The organism is Isoptericola sp. NPDC060257, from assembly GCF_042726645.1.
Taxonomy (GTDB): Bacteria; Actinomycetota; Actinomycetes; order Actinomycetales; family Cellulomonadaceae; genus Isoptericola; species Isoptericola nanjingensis.
Map to the genome: position 1 here is coordinate 1 of NZ_JBHXAW010000300.1, position 5,320 is coordinate 5,320.

At 71.4% G+C, this 5,320-nt stretch carries 5 protein-coding genes; all 5 read left to right on the plus strand.

The window, feature by feature from the left end; all coding sequences use genetic code 11:
• On the plus strand, positions 1-767 hold a 767-nt coding region (locus ACFWEK_RS18575; RefSeq protein ID WP_430554996.1), incomplete at its 5' end, for an ABC transporter permease.
• Positions 768-870: 103 nt separating this feature from the next.
• Complete coding sequence (locus ACFWEK_RS18580; protein ID WP_430554997.1) at positions 871-1,932, plus strand: substrate-binding domain-containing protein; 1,062 nt, start codon at positions 871-873, stop codon at positions 1,930-1,932.
• A 67-nt stretch (positions 1,933-1,999) separates the two neighbouring features.
• The gene (locus ACFWEK_RS18585; RefSeq protein ID WP_430554998.1) at positions 2,000-3,193 is read left to right on the plus strand and encodes a Gfo/Idh/MocA family protein; all 1,194 of its coding nucleotides are present in this window, start codon (positions 2,000-2,002) and stop codon (positions 3,191-3,193) included.
• A 58-nt stretch (positions 3,194-3,251) separates the two neighbouring features.
• Positions 3,252-4,253, plus strand: coding sequence for a sugar phosphate isomerase/epimerase family protein (locus tag ACFWEK_RS18590; protein WP_430547516.1), 1,002 nt, complete (start codon positions 3,252-3,254; stop codon positions 4,251-4,253).
• Between the two features lie 79 nt (positions 4,254-4,332).
• A complete protein-coding gene (locus ACFWEK_RS18595; protein WP_430547515.1) occupies positions 4,333-5,310 on the plus strand; it encodes a sugar phosphate isomerase/epimerase family protein in 978 nt (325 codons plus the stop codon).
• The last annotated feature ends 10 nt before the right edge of the window (positions 5,311-5,320 follow it).

Here is a 5,320-nt window from a genome sequence, read left to right on the forward strand (position 1 = left end):
ACCTCTCGGTGGGGTCCCTGACCGGGCTCGCCTCGGTGTGGGCCAGCACCCTTGCCACGCAGACGATGGCCGAGGACGTGCACTGGACCGTCATGGTGCTCACGGCGCTCGCGGTCGGCACCGCGGCGGGCGTCGTCAACGGCCTGATCATCGCGTACGGCAAGGTCGTGTCGTTCATCGCGACGCTGGCGATGATGATCGCCGCCCGTGGCCTCGCGGAGATGATCTCGGGACGCCAGACCCAGGTCGTCAGCGTGGACGGGTTCCTGGACTTCTTCCGCGCCGACGTCATCGGCGTGCCGGTGCTCGTGTGGATCTTCGCGGTGGTCGCCGTCGCCGGGTGGTTCCTGTTCAACCGGACCACCTTCGGACGGCGCACGGTGGCCGTGGGCGGCAACCTCGAGGCGTCGCGGCTCGCGGGCATCAAGGTGCAGCGCCACCTGCTGTACGTCTACGCGCTGTCCGGGCTGACCGCCGGCATCGCGGGCGTGATGATGCTGGGCCGCACCACGGCGGGCACCTCCACGAACGGCCTGTACTACGAGCTCGAGGTGATCGCGGCCGTGGTCGTCGGCGGCACGCTGCTCATCGGCGGTCGCGGCACGATCGTCGGCACCGTGATCGGCGTCCTCATCTTCGCGATGCTGACCAACGTCTTCACGATCAACAACCTGTCGATCTCGGCCCAGAACGTCGCCAAGGGCGCGATCATCGTCGTCGCCGTGCTGCTCCAGCAGCGCTTCGCCCGGCGTTCCGCGTCCACCTGACGCGCCGCCGCTCTGTCCCTCCCCGCACGTCCCTGCAGCACCCAGCACCATCCCGCACCGGGCCACCCGCCCGGGTCGGCCGGACCGAATCGAGGATGATCACATGTCCGCACGCACCCTGCTCAACAGTCCCGCCCGGCGCAGCGCCGCGGTGGCCGCGGTGGCCGTGTCCGCCGTCCTGCTCACCGCCGGCTGCACCAGCAACGAGCCGCCCGAGGACGAGAGCTCGGCGGCGCCGCAGGTCGCGGCCGAGGGCAACGACGAGCCGGGCGACACGGTCGTCATCGGCTTCTCGGCCCCCGCCGCCGACCACGGCTGGATGGGCGCCATCACCAAGTCGGCGGTCGACACCGCCGAGCAGTACTCGGACGTCGAGCTCCGGCAGGCCGAGGCGACGAACGACGTCAACGTCCAGATCAGCCAGATCGAGCAGTTCATCAACGACAAGGTCGACGCCATCGTGCTGCTGCCGTTCGACGGCGCCGCCCTCACGGAGGTCGCGACCAAGGCGATGGAGGCGGGGATCCCGGTCATCAACGTCGACCGCGAGTTCTCCAGCCCGTTCGCCGCGCGCGCCACGGTGCTCGGCGACAACTACGGCATGGGCGTGAGCGCCGGCACCTACATCTGCGAGCAGCTCGGCGACAACCCGGACGCGGTCGTCGCGGAGATCCAGGGCATCGAGTCGCTGCCGCTCACCCAGGACCGCAGCAAGGGCTTCGAGGACGCGCTGTCCGACTGCGGGCTCGACGTCGACCGCCGGGTCGCGGCGGACTTCACGGTCCAGGGCGGGGAGACGGCGACGTCGAACCTGCTGCAGGCGGAGCCTCAGATCGACGCCATCTGGAACCACGACGACGACCAGGGCGTCGGCGTCCTCGCCGCGATCGAGAACGCCGGCCGCGACGAGTTCTTCATGGTCGGCGGCGCCGGCTCCCTCGACGTCATGGAGCACATCCAGGCGGACGACTCGGTGCTGAAGGCGACCGTCGTCTACCCGTCGACGCAGGCGGCCGACGGCATCAAGCTGGCCCGCCTGGTGGTGCACAACAAGAACATGGGAGACCTGGTCTCGGCCGGGGTCCCGCGCACCACCCAGCTGTACGCCCCGGTGGTCACGGCGGACAACGTCGACCAGTACATGTCCATCGGGTTCCGGTCCTGAGGTCGGGCCGGTCCCGCAGAGCACGCACGGAAGCACGACAGACGCACGAGGAAACGGAGGTCGCTCGATGAGCGAGCACGCCACGGCAGGGGGCACGCCGACGCTGGGCGTCGGGATGGTCGGGTACGCGTTCATGGGGGCCGCGCACTCGCACGCGTGGCGGACGGCGCCGCGGTTCTTCGACCTCCCGCTCGCCCCGCGGATGCGGATCGTGGCGGGACGCAGCGCCGACGGGGTGCGGGCGGCCGCCGACCGGCTCGGCTGGGACGACGCCGTCACCGACTGGCGCGAGCTCCTGACGCGCGACGACGTCGACCTCGTCGACGTGTGCACGCCGGGCGACACGCACGCCGAGATCGCCGTCGCGGCGCTCGAGGCGGGCAAGCACGTGCTGTGCGAGAAGCCGCTCGCCAACTCGGTGGCCGAGGCGGAGGAGATGGTCCGGGCGGCCGACGCAGCGGCCGCGCGCGGGGTGTACGCGGCGGTGGGGTTCACCTACCGCCGCGTCCCGGCGATCCAGCTCGCGCGACGCCTGGTCGAGCAGGGGCGGATCGGTGAGGTGCGGCAGGTGCGCGCGCAGTACCTGCAGGACTGGCTGTCCGACCCGGCCACGCCGCTGTCGTGGCGGCTCGACAAGGCGAAGGCCGGCTCCGGGGCGCTCGGCGACATCGGCGCGCACGTCGTCGACCTGGCGCAGTTCGTCACGGGGGAGCGGCTGGTCGGCGTGGCGGGCATGCTCGAGACGTTCGTGCGCGAGCGGCCGGTCCCGGCGTCGTTCTCCGGCCTCTCCGGGGAGGCGGGCGAGGGCACCGGCCCCGTCACCGTCGACGACGCGGCGATCTTCTTCGGGCGGCTGTCGGGCGGCGGGACGGCGACCTTCGAGGCCACGAGGTACGCGTGGGGCCGCAAGAACGCCATCCGGCTCGAGGTCAGCGGCACCCGTGGCTCGCTCGCCTTCGACTTCGAGGACATGAACCTCCTGCACTACTTCGACGCGGAGGACGACGCGCAGGTGGCGGGCTTCCGTCGCATCGTCGTCACCGAGCCGCAGCACCCCTACGGCGGGCACTGGTGGCCCGCCGGGCACGGGCTCGGCTACGAGCACGCGTTCACCCACCAGGTCGTCGACCTCGTCGAGGACCTGGCGGCCGGGAAGCAGCCGACGCCATCGTTCGCCGACGGCCTCGCCGTGCAGCGCGTGCTCGACGCCGTCGAGCGCAGCTCCGACGCGGGCCACACCTGGGTCGACCTGCCCGGCTGACCACGTCCCGCCCGACGCCTCCACCCGCACCGCCGATCTCGACGAGGAGAACCGCACCATGGCACGACCGATCACCCTGTTCACGGGCCAGTGGGCCGACCTGCCCCTGGAGGAGGTGGCCCGGCTCGCCTCGGGCTGGGGCTACGACGGCCTCGAGCTTGCCTGCTGGGGCGACCACCTGGACCCGTGGCGGTGGGACGACGACGCGTACGTGCAGTCCCGCCTCGACCTGCTGGAGCGGTACGGGCTGAAGGTGTACGCCATCTCCAACCACCTCAAGGGTCAGGCCGTCTGCGACGACCCGATCGACGAGCGGCACCGCGACATCCTGCCGGACGTCGTGTGGGGCGACGGCGACCCGGAGGGGGTGCGGCAGCGCGCGGCGGAGGAGATGAAGCACACCGCGCGCCTGGCGGCGCGGCTCGGCGTGGACACCGTCGTCGGCTTCACGGGGTCGTCGATCTGGAAGTACGTGGCGATGTTCCCGCCGGCCACGGAGGCGATGGTCGAGGCGGGCTACCAGGACTTCGCCGACCGGTGGAACCCGATCCTCGACGTCTTCGACGAGGTGGGCGTGCGGTTCGCGCACGAGGTGCACCCGAGCGAGATCGCGTACGACTACTGGACCACCGTGCGCACGCTGGAGGCGATCGGGCACCGGGAGGCGTTCGGCCTCAACTGGGACCCGTCGCACATGGTGTGGCAGGACCTCGACCCGGTGAGCTTCCTCTGGGACTTCAAGGACCGGATCTACCACGTGGACTGCAAGGACACGAAGAAGCGGATGGGCAACGGCCGCAACGGCCGCCTGTCGTCCCACCTGCCGTGGGCGGACCCGCGGCGCGGGTGGGACTTCATCTCCACGGGGCACGGCGACGTCCCGTGGGAGGACGCGTTCCGGATGCTCAACACGATCGGGTACGCGGGGCCGATCTCGATCGAGTGGGAGGACGCCGGCATGGACCGTCTGGTCGGCGCCCCCGAGGCCCTGGAGCTGGTGCGTCGGCTCGCGTTCGACGCCCCGGAGGCCGCCTTCGACGCGGCGTTCTCGCAGCGCTGAGACCGACCTCCCGCAGCTCGTGACAGCTCGCGACAGCGTGGCGCCGGGTGGTCCGGCGTCCTGATCGAAGGGGATCAGCATGACCAGTCGTACCGAGCTCGACCGCCGGACGTTCCTGCGTCTGGCGGGCTCCACCGTCGCGGTGGGTGCCGCGACCGTCACGTCCGTGGGCCTGGGCGGGGCGACGGCTTCGTCGGCGCTCGCGGCCGGCGGGGGACGCCGGCTCGTCCCGCCGGGCAAGCTGGGCATCCAGCTGTACTCGATCCGGGACAAGGTCAACGCGCTCGGGTTCCGGGTGGTCTTCGAGCGGCTCTCGACGCTCGGCTACCGGGAGGTGGAGTTCGCCGGGTACACGCAGGGCGCGGTCGGGGCGATCACGCCGGCCGAGATCCGCACGCTGCTGGACGACAACGGCCTCGTCGCCGTGGGGTCGCACCGGGGGATCGCCGACTACGCCCGGAACCTGGAGGCCGAGCTCGACATCGCCGAGACCCTCGGCATGGGGCACGTCGGCACGGCGAACGCGCCGACGAACGACCGCACCGTGGGCGGCTACCTCGAGGCCGCGGAGCAGTTCAACGGGTTCGGCGCGGCGGCCGCGGCGCGCGGGCTGAAGTTCTACCAGCACAACCACCAGCACGAGTTCGGCTTCGCGACGGACGACCCGGCGACACGGCTGTACGACGTCTTCCTGGAGAACACGGACCCGGCGGTCGTCTTCCTCGAGATGGACGTGTTCTGGGCGTTCGTCGGCCGGCACCTCTACCCGGGGTTCGAGCCGGTGGAGTACGTGCTGGACCACCGGGACCGCTACCCGCTGTTCCACCTCAAGGACGGGCGCGTGAACCCGCAGTCGTCCAACGGCTACGACATCGTCGAGTTCGGGGTGGGCGACCTCGACTACCAGGCGTTCCTCGGCGCGCTGAACGGGTCCGGGCGCCAGCACGGCATCTGGGAGCAGGACAACGCGTCGACGGTCGCCGAGCCGCCGTTCCCCGTCGACTCCTTCGCCAACGCGGAGCGCAGCGCCGACGCGATCCTCGCGCTGCGGGGCTGAACGGCAGGAT

Coding starts and splice junctions, on each gene's coding strand:
- ACFWEK_RS18580 (WP_430554997.1), top strand. CDS start 871: ATGTCCGCACGCACCCTGCTCAACAGTCCCGCCCGGCGCAGCGCCGCG.
- ACFWEK_RS18595 (WP_430547515.1), top strand. CDS start 4,333: ATGACCAGTCGTACCGAGCTCGACCGCCGGACGTTCCTGCGTCTGGCG.
- ACFWEK_RS18590 (WP_430547516.1), top strand. CDS start 3,252: ATGGCACGACCGATCACCCTGTTCACGGGCCAGTGGGCCGACCTGCCC.
- ACFWEK_RS18585 (WP_430554998.1), top strand. CDS start 2,000: ATGAGCGAGCACGCCACGGCAGGGGGCACGCCGACGCTGGGCGTCGGG.